At 38.6% G+C, this 21,316-nt stretch carries 22 protein-coding genes and 1 tRNA gene; 22 read left to right on the top strand and 1 reads right to left on the bottom strand.

Annotation, left to right across the window (positions count from 1 at the left end):
* Nucleotides 1-44 precede the first annotated feature (44 nt).
* Nucleotides 45-1,277 (top strand): aspartate kinase, encoded by a 1,233-nt coding sequence (locus V179_RS0114795; RefSeq protein WP_028392158.1) that lies wholly within the window; start codon nt 45-47, stop codon nt 1,275-1,277.
* 64 nt (nt 1,278-1,341) lie between these two features.
* On the opposite strand, the gene V179_RS0114790 is transcribed toward V179_RS0114795, so the two are convergent.
* Nucleotides 1,342-1,797, bottom strand: a complete 456-nt coding sequence (locus V179_RS0114790; RefSeq protein WP_028392157.1) for a YslB family protein — start codon at nt 1,795-1,797, stop codon at nt 1,342-1,344.
* Nucleotides 1,798-2,154: 357 nt separating this feature from the next.
* On the opposite strand from V179_RS0114790, the gene V179_RS0114785 reads away from it, so the two are divergent.
* The 21 genes from V179_RS0114785 to V179_RS31060 all read left to right on the top strand — a co-directional run bounded on the left by V179_RS0114785 (nt 2,155) and on the right by V179_RS31060 (nt 21,178).
* On the top strand, nt 2,155-2,763 hold the full coding sequence (locus V179_RS0114785; protein WP_028392156.1) for a succinate dehydrogenase cytochrome b558 subunit: 609 nt from the start codon (nt 2,155-2,157) through the stop codon (nt 2,761-2,763).
* Between the two features lie 62 nt (nt 2,764-2,825).
* Nucleotides 2,826-4,577, top strand: coding sequence for a succinate dehydrogenase flavoprotein subunit (gene sdhA / locus V179_RS0114780; protein WP_028392155.1), 1,752 nt, complete (start codon nt 2,826-2,828; stop codon nt 4,575-4,577).
* 18 nt (nt 4,578-4,595) lie between these two features.
* The gene (sdhB, locus tag V179_RS0114775; protein ID WP_028392154.1) at nt 4,596-5,363 is read left to right on the top strand and encodes a succinate dehydrogenase iron-sulfur subunit; all 768 of its coding nucleotides are present in this window, start codon (nt 4,596-4,598) and stop codon (nt 5,361-5,363) included.
* Nucleotides 5,364-5,612: 249 nt separating this feature from the next.
* Nucleotides 5,613-6,125 carry a hypothetical protein gene (locus V179_RS28025; RefSeq protein ID WP_034301208.1) on the top strand — a complete coding sequence of 171 codons (513 nt, stop codon included), beginning with the start codon at nt 5,613-5,615 and terminating at the stop codon, nt 6,123-6,125.
* A 130-nt stretch (nt 6,126-6,255) separates the two neighbouring features.
* Nucleotides 6,256-6,702 (top strand): acyl-CoA thioesterase, encoded by a 447-nt coding sequence (locus V179_RS0114760; RefSeq protein WP_028392153.1) that lies wholly within the window; start codon nt 6,256-6,258, stop codon nt 6,700-6,702.
* 361 nt (nt 6,703-7,063) lie between these two features.
* Complete coding sequence (locus tag V179_RS0114755) at nt 7,064-8,098, top strand: PTS sugar transporter subunit IIC (RefSeq protein WP_028392152.1); 1,035 nt, start codon at nt 7,064-7,066, stop codon at nt 8,096-8,098.
* 91 nt (nt 8,099-8,189) lie between these two features.
* Nucleotides 8,190-8,852, top strand: coding sequence for an L-serine ammonia-lyase, iron-sulfur-dependent subunit beta (sdaAB, locus tag V179_RS0114750; RefSeq protein WP_028392151.1), 663 nt, complete (start codon nt 8,190-8,192; stop codon nt 8,850-8,852).
* Nucleotides 8,853-8,923: 71 nt separating this feature from the next.
* Nucleotides 8,924-9,799 carry an L-serine ammonia-lyase, iron-sulfur-dependent, subunit alpha gene (gene sdaAA, locus V179_RS0114745; RefSeq protein ID WP_028392150.1) on the top strand — a complete coding sequence of 292 codons (876 nt, stop codon included), beginning with the start codon at nt 8,924-8,926 and terminating at the stop codon, nt 9,797-9,799.
* A 469-nt stretch (nt 9,800-10,268) separates the two neighbouring features.
* Nucleotides 10,269-10,493, top strand: a complete 225-nt coding sequence (locus V179_RS0114740; protein ID WP_028392149.1) for a helix-turn-helix domain-containing protein — start codon at nt 10,269-10,271, stop codon at nt 10,491-10,493.
* 480 nt (nt 10,494-10,973) lie between these two features.
* A complete protein-coding gene (locus V179_RS0114735) occupies nt 10,974-11,411 on the top strand; it encodes a MarR family winged helix-turn-helix transcriptional regulator (protein ID WP_028392148.1) in 438 nt (145 codons plus the stop codon).
* Between the two features lie 16 nt (nt 11,412-11,427).
* A complete protein-coding gene (gene racE / locus V179_RS0114730) occupies nt 11,428-12,225 on the top strand; it encodes a glutamate racemase (RefSeq protein WP_028392147.1) in 798 nt (265 codons plus the stop codon).
* A gap of 181 nt (nt 12,226-12,406) precedes the next feature.
* Complete coding sequence (locus tag V179_RS0114725) at nt 12,407-13,477, top strand: GerMN domain-containing protein (RefSeq protein ID WP_028392146.1); 1,071 nt, start codon at nt 12,407-12,409, stop codon at nt 13,475-13,477.
* Nucleotides 13,478-13,832: 355 nt separating this feature from the next.
* Nucleotides 13,833-14,918 carry a Fe(3+) ABC transporter substrate-binding protein gene (locus V179_RS0114720; protein WP_028392145.1) on the top strand — a complete coding sequence of 362 codons (1,086 nt, stop codon included), beginning with the start codon at nt 13,833-13,835 and terminating at the stop codon, nt 14,916-14,918.
* A 1-nt stretch (nt 14,919) separates the two neighbouring features.
* Entirely contained in the window at nt 14,920-16,566 is a 1,647-nt protein-coding gene (locus V179_RS0114715; protein WP_028392144.1) for an ABC transporter permease, read from the top strand.
* Nucleotides 16,563-17,267: an ABC transporter ATP-binding protein gene (locus tag V179_RS28020; RefSeq protein WP_051404967.1), complete on the top strand. Its 705-nt coding sequence runs from the start codon at nt 16,563-16,565 to the stop codon at nt 17,265-17,267. The genes V179_RS0114715 and V179_RS28020 overlap by 4 nt, the downstream gene beginning before the upstream one ends.
* Nucleotides 17,268-17,515: 248 nt before the next feature.
* Nucleotides 17,516-18,130: an XTP/dITP diphosphatase gene (locus V179_RS0114705; protein ID WP_028392143.1), complete on the top strand. Its 615-nt coding sequence runs from the start codon at nt 17,516-17,518 to the stop codon at nt 18,128-18,130.
* A complete protein-coding gene (locus tag V179_RS0114700; RefSeq protein ID WP_028392142.1) occupies nt 18,127-18,639 on the top strand; it encodes a metallophosphoesterase family protein in 513 nt (170 codons plus the stop codon). Before V179_RS0114705 ends, V179_RS0114700 begins: the two co-directional genes overlap by 4 nt.
* A 202-nt stretch (nt 18,640-18,841) precedes the next feature.
* A tRNA-Arg gene (locus V179_RS0114695) sits at nt 18,842-18,915 on the top strand.
* A gap of 132 nt (nt 18,916-19,047) precedes the next feature.
* Entirely contained in the window at nt 19,048-19,215 is a 168-nt protein-coding gene (locus V179_RS31065) for a hypothetical protein (protein ID WP_154664009.1), read from the top strand.
* A 145-nt stretch (nt 19,216-19,360) separates the two neighbouring features.
* Nucleotides 19,361-20,248, top strand: a complete 888-nt coding sequence (locus tag V179_RS0114685) for a DUF4352 domain-containing protein (RefSeq protein WP_028392141.1) — start codon at nt 19,361-19,363, stop codon at nt 20,246-20,248.
* A gap of 753 nt (nt 20,249-21,001) precedes the next feature.
* Nucleotides 21,002-21,178, top strand: a complete 177-nt coding sequence (locus V179_RS31060) for a hypothetical protein (protein WP_154664008.1) — start codon at nt 21,002-21,004, stop codon at nt 21,176-21,178.
* The last annotated feature ends 138 nt before the right edge of the window (nt 21,179-21,316 follow it).

Here is a 21,316-nt window from a genome sequence, read left to right as displayed (position 1 = left end):
TGCTTTTTTTGTTGGGAAAAAACAGCTGGAAAGGGTGTAACAAAGTGGGATTAATCGTACAGAAATTTGGCGGTACATCAGTAGGAAATATTGAAAAAATCAAACATATAGCAACGCGTGTCATTGAAGAAGCAGCTTTGGGGAATGAGGTTGTTGTCGTTGTGTCGGCAATGGGTAAAACGACTGATGAGCTCGTAACGATGGCGAATGAAATCAGCAGTACTCCGAGCAAACGGGAAATGGATATGCTGTTATCAACAGGAGAACAAGTAACGATTTCATTTCTTACGATGGCTTTACTTGAACAGGGGTATGATGCCATTTCTTATACGGGCTGGCAAGCTGGGATTAAAGCTGAATCGATTCATGGGAATGCACGAATATTGGATATTGATACGAACCGGGTTCAAGAACAGCTATCGGCCGGGAAAATCGTAGTCGTAGCGGGCTTCCAAGGAATTGATGCGATCGGTGAAATTATGACATTAGGTCGCGGTGGTTCCGATACGACCGCTGTTGCACTAGCTGCAGCTTTAAAAGCAGATCGCTGTGATATCTATACAGATGTAACTGGTGTGTTCACAACAGATCCTCGTTATGTAAAATCAGCTAGGAAATTACAATCGATCTCTTATGATGAAATGCTTGAATTAGCGAACCTTGGGGCGGGCGTCCTTCACCCACGAGCCGTAGAATTTGCGAAAAATTATGGAATACCACTAGTCGTACGATCAAGCATAGAACAAGAACAAGGAACAATCATTGAGGAGGAAGTCACGATGGAAGAGAATTTAATTGTTAGAGGGATCGCATTTGAAGACAGTATTACAAGGGTAAGCATTTTTGGACTGACTGGAAGGTTAACTTCATTATCTACCATTTTCACAACACTTGCAAAGCAGCACTTAAATGTAGACATCATTATCCAAAGCATAACAGATACAGGTACGACGAATTTAACATTCTCCATTAAAACAAAAGACGTAAGTGAAGTGTTAAATGTTTTAGAAAGCAATAAAAAAGAATTACAGTTTGAAAGAATCGAAACGGAAAGTGATTTAGCGAAAGTGAGTATCGTCGGTTCTGGAATGGTTTCTAATCCAGGAGTTGCGGCGGAAATGTTTGCGATTCTTGCCGATGCAGGCATCCAAGTGAAAATGGTTAGTACTTCTGAAATCAAAGTTTCTACAGTCATCCCAGACAAAGAGATGGTGCGGGCTGTTGAGACATTGCATGTCAAATTTCAGCTTGATGAAAGAGTAGTAGTTAGAGCGTAAAAAATGAGTAGAGGATCGTTAAACCTATGCAAAGCATGGCCTAACGATCCTCTTTTCTTCTTATCTACTCAATCGGGTCTTTTAAATCTAATTTTACCAATATCGTCACTCTTCCAGCACGCCGTTTCGATTCTTCAGCGCCTTCTGCTGTGAACTTTTTTTGGAGGCTGATTTGTTCAGCGAGAAATCCAGTCTCTAGTTGAAAGTGACACTCCGTGTTCAATTTAAACCGTCTTTCAACCATTATACCGGTTAATGCCATTTCAAGTTCATCTTTAGATTGTTTGACAAATGTCAAGTCCCCCCAGCCGGCACTAGAGAAAAAGTCAATGATTTCATCTATGTTGTGAAGCGGAAATTTCCTTGCCAACTGTTTTCCAGCCCAATATAGAACATGGGGAGAATCTTTGCCTAAAATATCATTTAATAATATTTCTCTAATTAATTCATAGCCAAAAATCGGGATATTCATTTCAGTATTGTCAGATATTTCTTGTAGAGCCTGAGCATCTTTTTCCATCGTATTCCCCACTTTCTATACAACTATTATATACGTTTTAAGAATTGAAGCATTAATTTTTTATAGCAAAATCCTAAATTAAATTGTTGGATAAATGACGTTTTCTGGGATTTTTCTTAAGGGAATAAGGTAACATACTATTTTTAGTTACTAATTTAATTCGCTTTAGACTAGTAAAATAATTCTATTTTAAAAAAAGAAATCTTGTATCCGTTTTCTTGACGCAATTATCAGACAGGGGTAAAATGGACATGTCAGAGGATTGTTAAATAGTTTCATACATTTAGTAAATGCAGGGGTAAGGGAGAATTGAATTTATCTTTGCGAGAGTTTTCACAAATTAAGGGGGGGCACTTTGTGGCGCAAAATCGAGAGTTTGGGAATCGTAGGCTTCATTCACTTCTTGGGGTAGTTCCGATTGGACTGTTTTTAATCTTTCATTTAACAGTCAACTATATGGCAACAAAAGGAGCGGACACCTTCAATGCAGCGGTTCACTTAATTGAATTCACGCCGATCAAGATTGTCGTAGAATTTGTTGTCATTTATTTACCGTTGATTTTCCATGCTGTTTATGGGATTTACATCGCCTTTACAGCTAAAAACAATTTAGGGAGATTTAGTTTTTTCCGTAACTGGATGTTCTTTTTACAGAGGGCATCAGGAATTATAACGTTAATCTTTCTTATTTGGCATGTGTATACAACAAGAATTCAAGCGGCACTTGGCGCTGAAGTAAACTTTGACATGATGGCAACGATTTTTTCAAGCCCATTCATGATTGCTTTTTATATTGTAGGTCTTATTTCAACTGTTTTCCATTTCGCTAATGGTCTTTGGTCATTCTCAGTAAGCTGGGGGTTAACCGTTTCACCTAAATCGCAAAAGGTCATGACTTATATAACGTTGGTAATATTCCTAGTCCTTAGCTATATTGGGCTACGTGCAATTTTTGCTTTCGTATAAGGGGTTAGAATCAATCAGTGCAAGCTAACAAGTTTTGAACGGATATGAGGGAGTGAGCAATAATGGGTAAAGGTAAAATTATTGTCGTCGGTGGAGGTCTAGCTGGATTAATGGCTACGATTAAAGCGGCTGAGCATGGACAACAGGTAGATTTATTCTCTTTAGTTCCTGTTAAACGCTCGCACTCTGTTTGTGCTCAAGGTGGCATAAATGGAGCGGTAAATACAAAAGGTGAAGGGGACTCCCCATTGATTCACTTTGATGATACGGTTTACGGCGGCGATTTCTTAGCGAACCAACCGCCAGTTAAAGCAATGTGTGAAGCGGCACCATCAATTATTCATATGTTCGACCGGATGGGTGTTATGTTCAACCGTACACCTGAAGGTTTACTAGATTTCCGTCGCTTCGGTGGAACACAGCATCACCGTACAGCATTTGCTGGGGCGACAACCGGACAGCAATTGCTATATGCATTAGACGAACAAGTTCGTCGCTATGAGGTAGAAGGACTTGTTACGAAATATGAAGGCTGGGAATTCCTCGGGGCTGTTATAGACGAAGAACAAGTAGCGCGCGGGATTGTTGGCCAAGACTTAAAAACAATGGAAATAAAAGCGTTCCCAGGCGATGCTGTCATTATGGCAACCGGTGGACCAGGGATCATCTTTGGTAAATCAACGAATTCAATGATCAATACAGGATCAGCGGCTTCTATTGTTTATCAACAAGGCGCGATTTATTCGAATGGAGAATTCATTCAAATCCATCCAACTGCACTACCTGGAGATGATAAACTTCGATTAATGTCAGAATCAGCTCGTGGAGAAGGCGGACGCGTTTGGACGTATAAAGATGGAAAACCGTGGTATTTCTTAGAAGAGAAATATCCGGCATACGGAAACCTTGTACCGCGTGATATTGCAACGCGTGAGATTTTCGATGTGTGCGTAAACATGAAGCTCGGTATTAATGGCGAAAACATGGTTTATCTGGATCTCTCTCATAAAGATCCGAAAGAATTGGATATTAAACTTGGTGGAATCATTGAAATCTATGAAAAATTCATGGGTGAAGATCCACGTAAAGTGCCAATGAAAATCTTCCCGGCTGTTCACTATTCAATGGGCGGACTATGGGTAGATTATGATCAAATGACCAATATTAAAGGCTTATTCGCTGCAGGTGAGTGTGATTATTCACAGCATGGTGGCAACCGTCTAGGTGCTAACTCTCTTCTTTCCGCTATTTACGGTGGAATGGTAGCAGGGCCAAATGCTGTTAAATATATTTCTGGTCTTGAGAAAACAAGCGAATCTCTACCATCTTCTTTATTCGATGGTTATGTGAAGCAAGAACAAGAAAAATGGGATGGCATTATGTCGCTTAATGGAACAGAAAATGCCTATGTTATACACAAAGAGCTTGGCGAATGGATGACAAATAACGTAACTGTAGTACGTCATAACGATCGATTACAAGCAACAGATGCGAAGATTCTCGAGTTAATGGAACGGTATAAAAACATTAATATCCTAGATACAGCAAAATGGAGCAACCAAGGAGCTTCTTTCACGAGACAATTACAAAACATGCTCCAATTAGCTCGCGTCATTACAATAGGTGCTCTTAATCGTAACGAAAGTCGCGGAGCTCATTATAAACCGGACTTCCCGGAACGTAACGATGAAGAATTCATGAAAACAACAATGGCTAAGTTTACTGGACCAAATTCAGCTCCTGAATTCTATTACGAAGATATTGATGTTTCGTTAATTGCACCTCGTAAACGCGACTATACGACAACACATTAAAAAGAGGGGGAGAAAACAATGGCTGAGACTAAGACAAAAACAGTACGTTTTGAAATATCTAGACAAGATACTCCAGATTCAGCTCCATATACAGAGACTTTTGAATTAGAGTATCGTCCAAATATGAACGTCATTTCTGCACTGATGGAAATCCGCCGTAACCCGGTAACAGTAGACGGAAAAACAACAACACCGATTGCTTGGGACATGAACTGCTTGGAAGAAGTCTGCGGAGCTTGTTCAATGGTGATCAATGGCAAGCCAAGACAGTCTTGTACAGCACTTATCGACCAATTAGAACAACCGATTCGCTTAAGCCCTATGCGCACATTCCCTGTAGTTCGCGACTTACAGGTGGATCGTAGCCGTATGTTCGATTCATTGAAAAAAGTAAAAGCATGGATTCCAATCGATGGAACGTATAATCTTGGACCAGGTCCTCGTATGCCAGAAAAGAAACGTCAATGGGCGTACGAACTTTCTAAATGTATGACTTGTGGTGTATGCCTGGAAGCTTGCCCGAATGTGAACAGTTCATCCGACTTCATTGGACCATCAGCACTTTCACAAGTACGTCTATTCAATGCCCATCCAACTGGAGAAATGAACCGTTCAGATCGTTTGAATGCAATTATGGGAGACGGAGGCCTAGCAAACTGTGGGAACTCACAAAACTGTGTACAATCTTGCCCGAAAGGTATCCCACTGACTACGTCAATCGCTGCATTAAACCGTGATACAACACTTCAATCATTCCGTAACTTCTTCGGGAGCGATCAAGTCTAATAATGAGGTGTCTCATAAGGGTCTGACCTCGCACTCTAAATCAGTATATAGTGTCTTAGGCACGTTTACTGTATTTAGTTGTTGCGGGGTTAGACCCTTTACTTTTGGGGGCATCCCCATTATGGAGATTTCTGAATTCCCACTTATGCGTCAAAAACAGACAAGGAAAAATTTCCAGTTATTTACGATTGGCACTGGGTAGAGAGTAGTACAACAAAAAGAAAGGCTTGCGCTGTAGGAGGTAATAGTTTGTTTGATTTAGCAGATGTTACCAAGTTCATTTTTTCTTTTTTTCTCATCATGCCGATGGTCACGTTTATTCATTTAAGTGGACACCTATTCTGTGCTGCAATATTCGGTGGTAAAGGGAAAAAGCTTACACTCGGTTGCGGGAATAAATTATTTTCGATCTTGAAAATGGATATAAAAAAATATTACTTTTGGAATGGACACTGTGAGTTTGATAAATTACAAGTCAATCACCCTTTTAAAAGTGTGATGATTTATTTAGGTGGAGCGCTGTTCAATTTAATCAGCATATTTATTATCAATGGACTTATATTTGTAGATATATTAAATAATTCTATTTTTTGGTACCAATTTATTTATTTTTCTTTTTATATTATGTTTTTTTCGCTTTTTCCGATGTATTTCTCGGATGGTTCACCTAGTGACGGCCAGGCAGCAATCCTTTCCATAAAAAAACAAGAAAAAGATATCGTTACAGGTGACGTTATTATTAAAAAAGAAAAGAAGGATTGAATCCTTTATTCTTTTCAAAATAATATGTTTAAAGATAATATGAATGAATAATCATTCATAAAGTGAAACTTCAGGAAGAAGTGTAGATGGGGATAAAGCCCGTTAATGCGGGAGAAAGGGAGTGAACAGGATGAGTAGAATACGATATATTGAGAATATGACGGAGTGGGCATCATCCTTTCAATTTAAACATCGGGTTAAAGTCCGTTTTTCGGAGACAGACATGTTTGGACATGTAAATAATTCGGTTCCGTTTACGTATTTTGAAGTAGCTAGAATTGAATATTTTAAGAGGATCGGCTTTATGCAATATTGGTTAGGCGAGGGGGCAAAGGAAATCCCTGTTGTCGCCGATCTACAATGTGACTTTGTCGAGCAATTGTTTTTCGATGATGACATAGATGTTCACGTCAAAGCAACACGAATTGGAAATTCATCCGTTGATCTTCATTATATGGGGACGAAGGAAGGGAAAGTGTGCTTTACAGGTCGTGGTACGATTGTTCAAATCAGTAAGAAAACCGGAAAATCAGTGGCATGGACAGAGGAGATGAAACAGAAGATGGGCACGTTTTAATAAGTCGATCTAGTCTAGATTATTTCTAAACGAGAGGGTCAGTCCCCGCAATCACATATACAAGTAGTTTTAAAACTGTGTATAGAGTGCGAGGTCAGCCCCTTATTCTTACCCAAAAGGGACTTATACTTTCGCTTGCATCAAGTATAATGTTATTTGAATATATAATATTTTGAATAGTGTTATATTTAATGAATTCAAAAAAGTAGTGTAAATCTATGAATTCATATGATATGATGAACATGATTTTGAAAGGGCTTTCATTTTTATTTTACTATGTTAGTAAAATAAAAATTCATGAGAAGAATGTATGTAACAGCTATTATTAATCTATGAATCGTACACCGAGGGGGAACAGCAGATGGAAATTATTAAAGGAACAGCACTATTATTATTGGTGCTAGGGTTGTTTTCATTTTTTAGTTTTAAAGCTCCAAAAGGTATGAAAGCGATGGGAGCGCTCGCTAATGCTGCAGTGGCTGCATTTCTTGTTGAGGCATTTCAGAGATATGTCGGAGGCGATTTATTGAATTTTGCCTTTCTTGGGGAGGTAGGAGATGCTGCTGGAAGTATGGGCGGTGTTGCTGCGGCTGCTCTAGTTGCTCTTGCATTAGGGGTTTCTCCTGTATATGCTTTGTTACTTGGCGTTTCTTGTGCTGGTTTGGGATTACTTCCGGGATTTTTCGCTGGCTATATAGTCGCTTTCCTCGTATTAGTGATTGAGAAAAAAGTACCAGCAGGTCTAGATCTGATCGTAACAATTATTATAGCAGCACCTCTTGTACGTTTCATTGCCGTTACGGTGAACCCAATAGTGGATGCAACATTATTGAATATTGGTGGAATTATTACCGAAACAGCAAACAGCAATCCAATCTTGATGGGGATTATTCTTGGAGGAGTTATTACGGTTGTAGCAACTGCACCTTTAAGCTCTATGGCCTTAACTGCAATGCTTGGGTTAACCGGTCTGCCGATGGCGATTGGGGCATTGGCTGTATTTGGCTCTTCTTTTATGAATTTTGTTTTATTCGACCGTTTGAAGTTTGGGGACAGAAGAACGACAATTGCTGTAGCGATTGAACCGCTAACACAGGCAGATATTATTTCAGCTAATCCAATTCCGGTTTATATAACGAACTTTATCGGCGGAGCTGCTGCTGGGGTTGTTGTATCGATGTTTGGGTTAGTAAACAATGCAACGGGTACGGCAACGCCGATTGCGGGCCTCGCTGTTATGTATGGGTTTAATGATCCGATGAAAGTTACAATTACCGCACTGATTTGTGCTGCTACAGGTGCAACTGCAGGTTTCCTTGGCTCTCTACTATTTAAAAATTTCAAAATAAGAACGGTTTCTCAAATTAGAACAAAAGAAGAAAATCAAGCGGCATAAAAATATAATAACGGAATTTTGAAAACGCTATCATTTAGTCTGAAGGAAGCGACTGAATGATTCTATATGAATGATGAAGGGGCTATGTGCCATGAAGTATAGATCTGCTTTTGATATTATTGGTCCGGTGATGATTGGGCCTTCTAGTTCTCACACTGCCGGAGCTGCGCGAATTGGTAGGGTTGCTCGTACACTGTTAGGAAAACAGCCGCAAAAAGCAATTATCTCATTCTATGGTTCTTTCGCCAAAACGTATAAAGGCCATGGAACAGATGTTGCTGTTGTTGGTGGAATATTAAATTTTGATACCGATGATCAGCGAATCCCCACATCTTTGAACTTAGCAGAAGAATGGGGCATGGAGGTCATATTCACAGTTGAAGAAACCGTTACAGACCACCCTAATACTGTAAAAATACAATTGTTTGATGAAACGAAAAAAGTAGAGATTGTTGGCATCTCAATCGGTGGCGGAACGATTGAAATTACTGAGTTAAACTCATTTCAGCTTAAATTATCTGGTGAGAATCCAGCTATACTTGTCGTACACAATGATAAATTCGGACTTATTTCCTCTGTGACAGCTGTTTTGGCAGATCATGAAATTAATATTAGCCACATGGAAGTTTCCAGGAAAGAAAAAGGGAAAATGGCTTTAATGATTATTGAAGTAGACCAAAGGATTCATGACAAAATCATAACAGAACTTGAACACTTGCCAAATATTACTCAAGTGATTCGAATGGTAGAGTGAATCAAGGCCAGTGCCCTATTTAACTCCTAGATCAACTTCGATGATAGATAAATAAGAAATGGGGAGATACGATGTTTCGGAATGTTGCTGAACTTGTCGCACGAGCAGAAAGTAAACAAGTTAAAATAGCTGAAATTATGATTCAACAAGAAATGGGCTTCTCGGGTCTGCCTAGGGAAAAAATAATAGAAAAGATGGATACAAATTTAACCGTCATGGAACAGGCGATAGAACGAGGATTAAAAGGCGTTCAATCCGTTACAGGACTGACGGGCGGTGACGCAGTTTTATTACAGCAATATATTCATACGGGTAAAGCGCTTTCTGGAAATTTGCTTCTTGATGCTGTGAGTAAAGCGGTAGCAACAAATGAAGTGAACGCAGCAATGGGAGTCATTTGTGCAACACCAACCGCTGGTTCTGCAGGTGTAGTCCCAGGAACGTTATTCGCTGTAAAGGAGAAACTACACCCAACACGACTGGAAATGATTGAATTTTTGTTTACGTCTGCTGCATTCGGCTTCGTTGTGGCCAATAATGCTTCCATATCGGGAGCTGCTGGCGGTTGTCAAGCAGAGGTCGGTGCAGCAAGTGGAATGGCAGCTGCTGCTATTGTTGAATTAGCCGGAGGGACGCCAACTCAAGCTGCTGAAGCTATGGCCATCACTTTGAAAAATATGCTCGGACTCGTTTGTGATCCTGTAGCAGGGCTTGTCGAGGTTCCTTGCGTAAAACGAAATGCGATGGGAGCATCTAATGCACTAACAGCAGCTGATATGGCACTAGCTGGTATCACAAGCAGAATTCCTTGCGATGAAGTGATTGATGCCATGTATCGAATAGGACAAAGCATGCCATCCGCACTTCGTGAAACAGCAGAAGGTGGGTTAGCAGCAACACCTACAGGTCGTAGATTAGAAGCAGAAATATTTGGTTCGTTTAAATAATCCAAAACATACAAGAAAATTTTTCAAGTCTCTCAAAAGGGTCTAATCACGCTCAATATATACTGTTCATTAGTGGTAATTGAACGGTATATTAGTGCCGGGGTCTGACCCTTTCGTTATGAGGTATACATAATTTTAAACCGATTCGCATCAAATTTGATATTTACAATCACTTATTCACATCATGAAGAATAAAATACTTTGATTTCTTGAATTACAGTTGTGAAGAATGAAGTCTTAGTAAAAAGTGTTTCCAAAGATCATGTGTGGACCACCAAAACACCCGTGATCAAGTCGGTTTTATAAAGTTTAAATACTAATAGTTGGAGCTTATAAAAAATACAAAAGAAAATCACGATTCGTGCCTCGGAACAGTCACTTTCCTGCCTCACTTGTCATACTATAACATGACTAAATAGACACCCACTCCGGGTTTTTATGCTGGTGAAGGCAAGGAGGGTTACAACACTTGAAGGAGAACGAATTCACTCATAAGCCATTACTCACCAAAAGAGAAAAAGAAGTATTCGAATTATTAGTTCAAGATAAGACAACGAAAGAAATCGCAGGTGAATTGTTTATCAGCGAAAAAACAGTTCGAAACCATATTTCAAATGCGATGCAAAAGCTTGGAGTCAAAGGGCGTTCCCAAGCAGTCATTGAACTCCTTCGTATGGGAGAGTTGAAGCTCTAAAGCATTCTCAATTCCATACTGAGTTGATTGATAAAGTGAAACTTCAATCTGTGGGGGCTCTCCATCCCCCGCTGATTGTTAGTCCCGTTCTAGAGTCGCTAATATCTCCGCTCCGCTTCGATAAAACGACTCTACGAACCCGATTGGTTCAACTAAACCTCTGCTCACGCATCGGTAAGTTTCACTGTATCTCACCAATCGGGCTTTTACGGGAAGTTATCCCCCACCGATGCTTCTTCGATTCATCTAAGCCTTGAGGTGGGGTTACTGCCCGTTAATGCGGGAAAAAAGCTTAAAGATCACCATTTTGTCAAACTGTTAGCAGCAATATGTCTAGCACTATAATGAATGATTCAATTCATGAAGGTGCTTGTTATTGCTGTTAATTTTTGTTGGGGAAGAATGGTTCTTGAAATTTCTCTTTTTTTCATAGACAATAAAGTTACTAAGTTTTGTATAAGTGGTTGGGAGTTGTGAGAAATGGATGAAGTAACGCATGTGGAGCATGTGGCAAGAATTGAAAAAGAGCTGCGTTATGTTTCGGGTTTAATTAAACAAAAGGGCCGGGAAATGCTAACGAATTATAAGATAACGCCTCCTCAATTTATTGCTCTTCAGTGGCTGTTTGAAGAAGGAGATATGACAATCGGGGAACTCTCCGCTAAGATGTATTTAGCTTTCAGTACAACGACGGATCTGATTGACCGCATGGAAAAAAATGAACTCGTCCAACGGGTGAAGGATGAAAAGGACCGCAGAGTGGTAAGAATTCATCTATTAGAAGAAGGAAAAAGGATTATAGATGAAGTAATTAAGAAGCGGCAAGTGTATCTGCAAGACGTTTTAGTGAATTTTTCAAGTGAAGAAGTCACCACACTTAAAGAAAATTTAATAAAATTACATCAAGAAATGCGATAAGAATGAGGCGAGATGTTTGAAACAACCAATAGGCATTATGGATTCGGGAGTTGGTGGCTTAACCGTAGCGAAAGAGGTTATGCGTCAGCTGCCCAATGAGAATATTGTATATATCGGGGATACGGCGAGATGCCCGTATGGTCCGCGTCCAATGGAAGATGTGAAAAAATTCACTTGGCAGATGACACGTTATCTTTTGAAATACGATATGAAAATGCTGATTATCGCATGCAACACGGCTACAGCAGCAGCTCTCGAAGAAATTAGTTCAGAGCTACCGATTCCGGTACTCGGAGTGATCTATCCGGGTGCCCGTGCAGCATTAAAGGTTTCCTTGAATTTACATATCGGTATTATTGGAACAAATGGTACAGTTGCGAGTAAGGCGTATGATCAAGCGCTTGCCATGATTAATAATCGGGTGAAAGTTGACAGCCTTGCATGTCCGAAGTTCGTTCCAATCGTGGAGAGCGGGGCATTTCATGGTTCAATTGTTAGAAAAGTAATTGCTGAAACGCTACAGCCCTTAAAAAGAACGAATATTGATACGCTCGTTCTAGGTTGTACCCATTATCCATTACTGGGACCTGAAATTAGTCGGTTTATGGGAAGGAATATTAAAGTCATTTCATCTGGTGAAGAGACGGCGCGTGAAGCGAGCGTTATCCTGCAACATGATAATATGTTGAATATAAGTAATGAAACACCAAAACACCAATTTTTCACGACGGGATCTAAGGAAATATTCCAAAGCATTGCCTATAGTTGGATTGGTGAAAAAATAGGGACTGTCCAAACGGTGAAAATTGATTAATCGACGACTCGAGACTTAAGAGTGAGTTGGTTATGACATAATGGTTACAGTTTTAAATACGATCAATTTTTTTGAAGGCAGACCCTTTTGTGGCGCCTTCTATTTTTTTTGAAAAAAATTGGTCTATAAATTCCCAAGGCTCGTATAAATAATAGTACAAACTGTCCTGGGAGGGATGTCCATGTCTCACGTAACAAAAATATCAGTTGTCACAACTGTTCTGGCTTCTTCGCTCTTTTTAGGTGGTTGCGGCCTGTTCGGTACAAAAGAAAAAGCAAATATAGATCCGCCAGAAGGAGTAACATTAGTAGACGATGAATCGGGTTTAAAAGAAGTGAATGGCGAGGAAGCAGCGAAAACTGACAGTAAAGAAAAAGCAACAAAAACGATTAAAACTGAATTGTATTTGATTGATAAAAGCGGGTTTGTCGTACCGCAAACGCTGGAGCTTCCTTCAAATACAGCAGTTGCTCAACAAGCGCTTGAATATTTAGTCGCAAACGGACCAGTCTCTGAGATGCTGCCAAATGGCTTCAGAGCAGTGATTCCTGCAGATACACATGTTAGTGTGGATATTAAGGAAGGTGTAGCAACTGCTGATTTTTCCAAGGAATTTGCTACATATCAGAAAGAGGATGAACTAAAAATTCTTCAAGCCATCACTTATACTTTAACCCAATTCGATACAGTTGATAAAGTGGTATTAAAAATGAATGGTACTAAGTTAAACGAAATGCCGGTAAATAAAACACCGATTTCTGATGGTCTAAACCGTTCAGTAGGGATTAACTTCGACTTGTCAGATGTTATGGATGTTTCCAATACGATGCCACTTACTGTGTATTATGTTGGCGGTGATGAGGGTAGTTACTATTATGTTCCGGTAACCAAAAGGGTTAAAGATACGAAAACAGATACAATCACGGCAGCGGTCAATGAGCTTGTAAAAGGACCAGGACTTGCTTCAAGCCTGCTTTCAGGTTTCATGGATGATGTTGCTTTAATTGAAGAGCCGAAAAATGAAGATGGGAAAGTTACTTTAAATTTCAATGAAAATATTCTAGGAAGTTTCAAAGAGAAGAAGATTTCTAAAGATGTTCTTGACACGCTTGTCCTTTCGTTAACTGAACAAAAAGACATTGAAAGCGTGGAAGTGCTTGTACAAGGAAAAGGCGGTTTATTAGATGATGCAGGAAAAGCATTATCTGAACCTGTAAGTCGTCCTGCAAAAGTGAACACAGGCAGTTATTAATAGAAGGATCTCTAAATACGAGGGGCTGCTAATGGCAGACCTTTTTTTCGTTGCGCGAACTCGATTAAATGAATGAAGAGGATCACTCTGTTTGAAGGTCAGAAATTTTAATAAAACGTGGATTTTATTTGTATGTTATTACCTCTACCCCTGATTCAAGAATAGAGCATTATTTTGAAATCAAGTGAATTAAATCAAGTCATAAAAATATAAAAATTAGATAATACAAAATTATTTTAAATATAAAATTATTTGTTGACATTAGTAGTACGAGTAAGTAGAATAAAAATGTATTAATTGATAATAATTATCAATATCATTCTTGTTAAATTAATAGCAGAGGTGGACGCAAATTATGAATTTTTCAAAATTAATTAAGCCTTTCCTCGTTAGTACCGTACTAACGATTGGTCTAGCTGGTTGTAGTAGTACAAATCAAACTGACTCAAAAGGGGAAGATGAAGCATCAAAACCTAAAACAAATGAAAATCAAGAAGTGAATATCTATACGGCAAGACATTATGAAGTAGATGAAGAGATTTACAAGAAATTCACAGAAGAAACAGGCATTAAAGTAAATGTTGTAAAAGGGGAAGCGGAAGAACTTATTGAGAGATTAAAGCGAGAAGGTGCAAGCACAGAAGCTGATTTATTTGTTACAGTAGATGGTGGAGTCCTTGCAAATGCTAAGCAAAATGATATTCTGCAACCAGTTTCATCAGACATTATTAATAAAAACGTACCCGAAAATCTTCGTGATGTAGATAATCAATGGGTAGGGTTAGCAACAAGAGCACGTATTATTGCCTATTCGAAAGACAGGGTTGCACCTGAAGAATTGTCAACATATGAGGATTTAACAAGTGAGAAATGGAAGGGGAAATTGTTAGTCCGTTCTTCAACAAGTTTATATAACCAATCATTACTTGCTTCCTTTATTGAGTTAAACGGTGAAGAAAAAGCGGAACAATGGGCAAAAGGAATAGTAAACAATTTTGCCCGTCAGCCAGATGGTGGTGATCGTGACCAAGCTAAAGCAATTGCTGCAGGTACTGGTGATATTGCCATTATGAATACTTATTATGTTGGTTTACTAGCAAACTCTGAAGATCCAGAAGAAGTAAAGGTTGCTGATAGTATCGGAGTCTTTTTCCCGAACCAAGAAACAAATGGTACTCATGTGAATATTAGCGGAATTGGTTTGACGAAGCACAGCAAGAATAAAGAAAATGCGACTAAGCTGATTGAGTATATGACAAGCGTTGAGGCTCAAGAATTTATGTCAGCTAATAATTATGAGTTTCCAGTAAATCCTAATGCGAAAAAACCTGAATTGCTAGAGAGCTGGGGAGACTTCAAAATGCAAGAACTAAATTTTGATACTCTAGGTGAGCATAATAAAAAGGCGATCGAAATCTTTAATAAAACGGACTGGAAGTAATATGAGAGCAGATTTAATTAAACGTAATATTAAAAAAGAGTTTAACGGATGGTGGATCATAAGTTTAGTTGGGGCAGTAGTTATTCTACTGCCTGTCCTTTTTATTTTCTCTTCTATATTTCAAGAACCTAATGAAAATTGGTTTCAAATTCGTCAATACTTGCTAAAAAATTATGTCACAAACACGATCATACTTGTGGTCCTGACAGGTATTTTTACGTCCTTTTTAGGTGTAACCTTGGCATGGTTGATTGCAGCATATGATTTTCCACTAAAACGGTTTTTCCGTTGGGGATTAATGTTGCCGCTATCAATCCCGACTTTTATTGCTGCTTACACGTATCGAACTATGCTAGGCTATACGGGTGTGGTTCAAACAACGTTAAGGAATCATTTTGATTATCAGATTAATGCTGAAATGCTTACAGTTTCGGGAATACGTGGAGCAGTTTTTATTTTCACCCTTTTTCTATTTCCTTATGTATACATGATTACAAGAGCATTTCTTGAAAGTCAAAGTACATCTTATATAGAGAATGCCAGACTGTTAGGACGTAAACCATTAGCTGTTTTTTATAAAGTAGTACTTCCTTTATCAAGGCCTGCTATTGTTGGAGGTATCGTTTTAGTAATCTATGAAGTGTTAGGTGACTATGGAGTTACTAGCTATTTGGGGATTCATACCATTTCAACAGCTATTTTTCAAACATGGTTCGGGATGTACGATGTGAATTCTGCAATGAGACTTGCTGCGTGGTTGATGGTTATCATCGTTGGAATTTTCTTTTTAGAAAGACTGCTTAGACAGAGACGACGTTATCATTTGAGCAATAAATCGAGGCCGCTTGTACCTGTGAAGCTGAAGGGACTTGCTGGGCTATCTGCCTTTATGTATTGCAGTGTCGTGTTTCTATTAGGATTTCTCATTCCGTTTTTACAGTTAATTGCTTGGGCAAAAATGACATTTTATAAAATTTGGGACCCTTCATTTTTTACATTAATTTATCAAACCGTCTATGTTGCCGTAATCTCTACATTGATGATTCTTATACTTTCTGTTGTTGTCGCAAACGTCTGCCGATCTCATTCTTCATTTTCTTTCATTATCTCAAAATGCGTAACTTCCGGTTATTCAATTCCTGGTCCGATTATTGCGATTGGTGTACTAGCTATTTTTATCTCACTTGATAAATGGCTCGCACCGATATACTCTTTAATGGGGCTCGGTGAAGCACCTCTTATGTTAAGTTTATCTTTAATCATGTTAATCGTTGGCTATTTCATTCGTTTTATGGCTACTGGATTTAATGCAATTGAAGTGGGGTTTGAGAAAGTGGGAACGAAGTACATGGAAGCATCAAGAATACTTGGACTAGGTGTGACAAAAACATTCTTTAGAATTGATCTGCCTTTAATTAAAGGGTCTCTAATTAGTGGATTTCTCATAACGTTTGTTGAAATTTGCAAGGAATTGCCATTAGCCTTGTTGCTGAGGCCTTTTAATTTTGAAACGCTAGCAACAAAGACTTATCAATATGCAAACGATGAGCAAATATATGAGGCTTCTATTTCATCGCTTTTAATCATTGCGATTAGTATGTTATCTGTAATTATTTTTCAAATGATTGGTAAGAAGGTGAAACAATGAGTATTGTTGAAATTGAAGGTCTCACTTTTTCATTTTCTCGTAAAGAAGATCCCGTGATTTCTGATTTTTCTTTTTCAATAGAGAAAGGGGAAATTGTGGGCATTTTAGGTCAAAGTGGTAGTGGAAAAAGCACATTACTCCGCTTGATATCAGGATTAGAAATGCCGATAAAAGGTGCTATTAAAATTGCAGGTACTACTGTTGTGAGTGAAGGTATATTTATTCATCCAGAGGAAAGAGGGGTGGGAATGGTTTTTCAAGACTATGCTCTATTTCCTCATATGACGGTAAAGGAGAATATTCTTTTTGGATTATCCCGCATGCCTCGAAAGGATCGGAAGCAGCGCGTAGAAGAGATGCTCGAGCTTGTTCAAATGGGGAATTTTGAGAAAAGATACCCACATGAATTAAGTGGAGGTCAGCAACAAAGGGTTGCTCTTGCTAGAGCGCTTGCCCCGAAGCCGAATGTGTTGTTAATGGACGAACCATTTAGTAACTTAGATGCAGATTTAAAAGGGTCGATTCGGGAGGAACTTGGGGTAATATTGAAAAAAGCCAATATGACTTGTATTATGGTCACACATGATCGAAATGATGTTGAAGCGATATGTGATTATAGTATCGTATTCGGTCAGTCGAATGTTGCCAATAATATTAACGAAAAAACATCAAAATATAACATAACTTGTCATGTTAAATGAGCATAATATTGCCTACATGCAGGATTATGCTTAGTTATGTTGTAAATTGCTTAGGCAAAACTATGCTAGTACATGTGTTAAAAGTGCTCCCTTCCATATTGCATTAGTATCAATTGTACTTAAACGAAAAAATCAGAAAAAGTAGCATTTTTGTGAAAGAGGAAATTGTGGTAGACTTTAGTTATCGTAGGAATAGTGGAAAGCTAACTACCTTATATAAATTTTACAAGAAATTAGGAGTGAAATGTTTGAAAACGGTCATTATTGCAACGAAAAATAAAGGAAAAGCAAAAGAGTTTGAAAGTTTATTTCATTCAAGAGGGTTTCAGGTTCAGACACTTCTTGATTTCGAAAACGCGCCAGATGTCGAGGAAACAGGGACAACCTTTGAAGAAAACGCTATTTTAAAAGCAGAAACAATTAGTAAAATGCTTGGGCAGTTTGTAATAGCCGACGATTCAGGCTTGATTGTAGACGCGCTTGATGGCAGACCTGGCGTCTATTCTGCACGCTATGCTGGTGAGGAAAAAAGCGATGCAGCTAATACTGAGAAGGTTCTTCAAGAATTAAACGATGTGCCAGTAGAGAAGAGAACGGCAAGATTTTTTTGTGCGTTAGCACTCGCCTCCCCGAATCAAGAAACGATTACAGTGTCTGGTTTTGTGGAAGGACGAATCACCAACGAACCAAAGGGTACGAATGGTTTTGGCTATGACCCTGTTTTTTATGTAAAAGAAAAAGGGAAAACGATGGCTGAGCTTGAGAGCAACGAAAAAAATGAGATCAGTCACCGCGCCAATGCCCTACATGTACTTGAAGGAAAATTAGATGCTTTTCTTGAAAAGGAAGACACTCAAGCATGAAAGTAGGGATTATGAGCGATAGCCATGGTCTAACTTCAGAAGTTGAACAAATAAAATTACGTCACCAAGCTGAAGTCGATGTATTCATCCATTGTGGTGATTCTGAGTTAGAGAAAGCTGATGCGGTTATGGAAAGGTTGTTAGCGGTTAAAGGGAACTGTGATTATGACGCTGCCTATCCAGACTATGTTGTAGAAACAATCGGTGACTTGCGCTTATTGGTCACCCACGGCCATTTGTATAATGTGAAAATGACTATTATGAACCTTTCCTATAAAGCTGATGAAGAACAAGCGGACATCATTTGCTTTGGCCACTCTCACATCGCTGGTTCTGAGATGATTGACGGTAGACTATATATTAACCCAGGAAGCATACGACTTCCGAGAAACCGTAAAGAAAAAACGTATGCCATCCTTGAGCTAAAGCAAAAAGAAGCAATAATCCAATTCTATGATGTCGAGGGGAATATAGTAACAGAATTAAGCAATACTTACACATTTAACTGAGATTATGGATCATGAAGCTGTCTCAAAAAGGTCTGACCTCACTCGCTGTAGCCCGTATTATGGCATGTACATACTTGTTTGGTCTAATCTTTTCACTATGAGACAGCCTCTTTCATTCTCAGATTGAAATAAATTAAGAAAAAGTATTGACTATTTGGTGTTTACAATCTATAATAAATCTTGTCATTACATATCATATCATGTCCCAGTAGCTCAGCTGGATAGAGCAACGCCCTTCTAAGGCGTCGGTCGGGAGTTCGAATCTCTCCTGGGACGTCAAAAAATGGACGGTTAACCCCCGTCAAATCAACCTCTTATATCGTTTAGTGAAACGGTCAGTATAACGGTCATGTAAGAAATTACACCGTATATCGACTTATATACTAACGATATGGGAGGTTTTTTTGTATGACTAAAAGAAAAGGATTGTTTGATATTGATGTGGACGTAAGAGGGTTATTAGAGGGATTACCTGTCTCTAATTCTGTTGTTGCAAAATCCTCCATCGACCAATCTGTTGTATCAGATGACTCAATCTTGATTTCAAATGCTCTTGATGTTATTACAAGGCATTAATGAGCCAATTTTTATAAAACTATTGTTTTCACAGATAAGTTGCTAGTTTAATGGATATTTGGAATGAATTGTTAATTGAAAAAGTATATGGAATAAGAGATAATACTTACTGGCATAAGAGATAAGACACAGGAGGAAAGTATTAATGAGATTAGTAAAAACGTTAGTAGTAGGTATTATGGCTTCTATTTTTCTTGTTGCATGTTCAAATGACAATGGCGCTGAAAAAGTAGAAAAACCGGCGAAAGTGCAAAAAGAATTCACGACAATGGAAGAAATGAAGAAAATAGATTGGGAAAATCCTGATAAGGCAGAATGGGATAAAGTTTACATATCTGAAAAAACGTTCAAGGACCTTTTAAAAGAATTTACTACTCCCGATGAAGAAGGGGTAATTACTTATAAAGATGCGCAATTAAAAGATGACAAAACGATTGAGTTAAAGGTAAATAACTCTGACGGCGAAAGTTTAGAAAACGTAATGCAAGCAGCTATTTTGGATACTTTCGTCCGGGAATTTTATAAACATTCAGAGTTATATGATGATAAAAAGGAACCGACAATACGAACTATTGATTTAAGCGGTACACTGATAGCAGAAAATAAGAAAGCTATCGACTATGAAGAGGGCGCTGATTCTTCTGAAAACACAGCTAAAAATCTTGGAACATTTAAGGTTGGGGAAAAAGTAAATGTCGAAGGACATATCATTACGTTAACAAATGCTCGTTATACGGATGAGCGAAATGAATTTGAAGAAACTCAACCAAATAACGTTTTAATCTTTGATGTAGAATACCAAAATGGTACACAAGAGGAACAATTAATCGATGGTGGAGACTTCGAAGTGTATGATAGTAAAGGTGAAAAGATGGAAACGTATCCTATCGATTATATTACGGAATCGGTACAACCTGGTAAGCATGTAAAAGGACAAGCTGCTTTCGGTGTAACAGGGAATGCTCCATATGAAATTTATTATAAAGATTTCATGACCGAATCTAAAGCAACATGGATAATGGAAGTTAAATAAATCGAAAAAAGACTGCTAAGCATGCAAGTTTAGTAGTCTTTTCTTATGGTTAAGTATTCTCCAACAGACGGATGTTTTTATACATTTTATCCGTTTGTTGGATTTTAAATATGAAATAGGATGCTTGTGTTTTATCAAATGTGTATCTAAGAACCTGTCGATGGAATCTACGATTTTGTTTGGGATAAATAGGTCTTAATCAATATCCCTACTACCCCTACCCCATCATTTACGTAAGACCGGTCGAAGGTGTTTCATGCTTCATATAATGAATAATAGTCATGGGTTGTCACTTCTGACAACCTTATAAAACATATAGGGGTATCTACCTACCGCCTGACCACATGATGAACAGGACTGTAAGCCATGCTTATAGCACCAGCCCACCACACTCCCAAATACAGCCCATACAGCACCGCACCAGCATGGAGATAAAAAGAAGGGACAGGACAAGGGATAATGGACACCCCACACCCGCCACCAATGCGCATGACAGAGTCGCAAGACAAGGCAAGGTGACAACGTGATGCAAGCGATAGACAACGAATCACAATGAAGCGACAACAGAATGAATCTCTGTGATGAGAGGCAACGAACTGACATGACGAACAATGCCTCACGCTTTAACTCACTAAAGTGGCAAGGGTATATACAGGGGGCTGTCTCAGGGGTCGGTCTGGTGTCTGCAAAATATACACCACGTTTTCAAAACCTTTCATGGTAGAATATAGGCATAAGAAGGACGGGTGTAGAATGATATTATTAAAAGGCATGGTAACTATATTTATAGTCACATGGTTTATCAGTTCTATGATTGTTGCCATATATGATTATCAAAGAAAAGAACCACCTAAAATAATTAAAACATATAGTACCATTGGTTTTTGGGCTATGATTTTGGGCATTGCTGCATTTATTTGGCTGGTTTAATAAGCTAATTGATGTTGCTAGAAGCAATCCTAACGCAATTAACTTTAGCTTCATGGGGGATTTTTTTATATAATATATTGAATAATGAGTACAAAATATACTATATTGTATTTAACTCGGTCATAGTTCGAGAACTGT

It is taken from the genome of Bacillus cihuensis (assembly GCF_000504145.1).
Classification (GTDB): domain Bacteria; phylum Bacillota; class Bacilli; order Bacillales; family DSM-1321; genus Peribacillus; species Peribacillus huizhouensis.
This window is presented reverse-complemented; position numbering and strand designations above follow the sequence as displayed.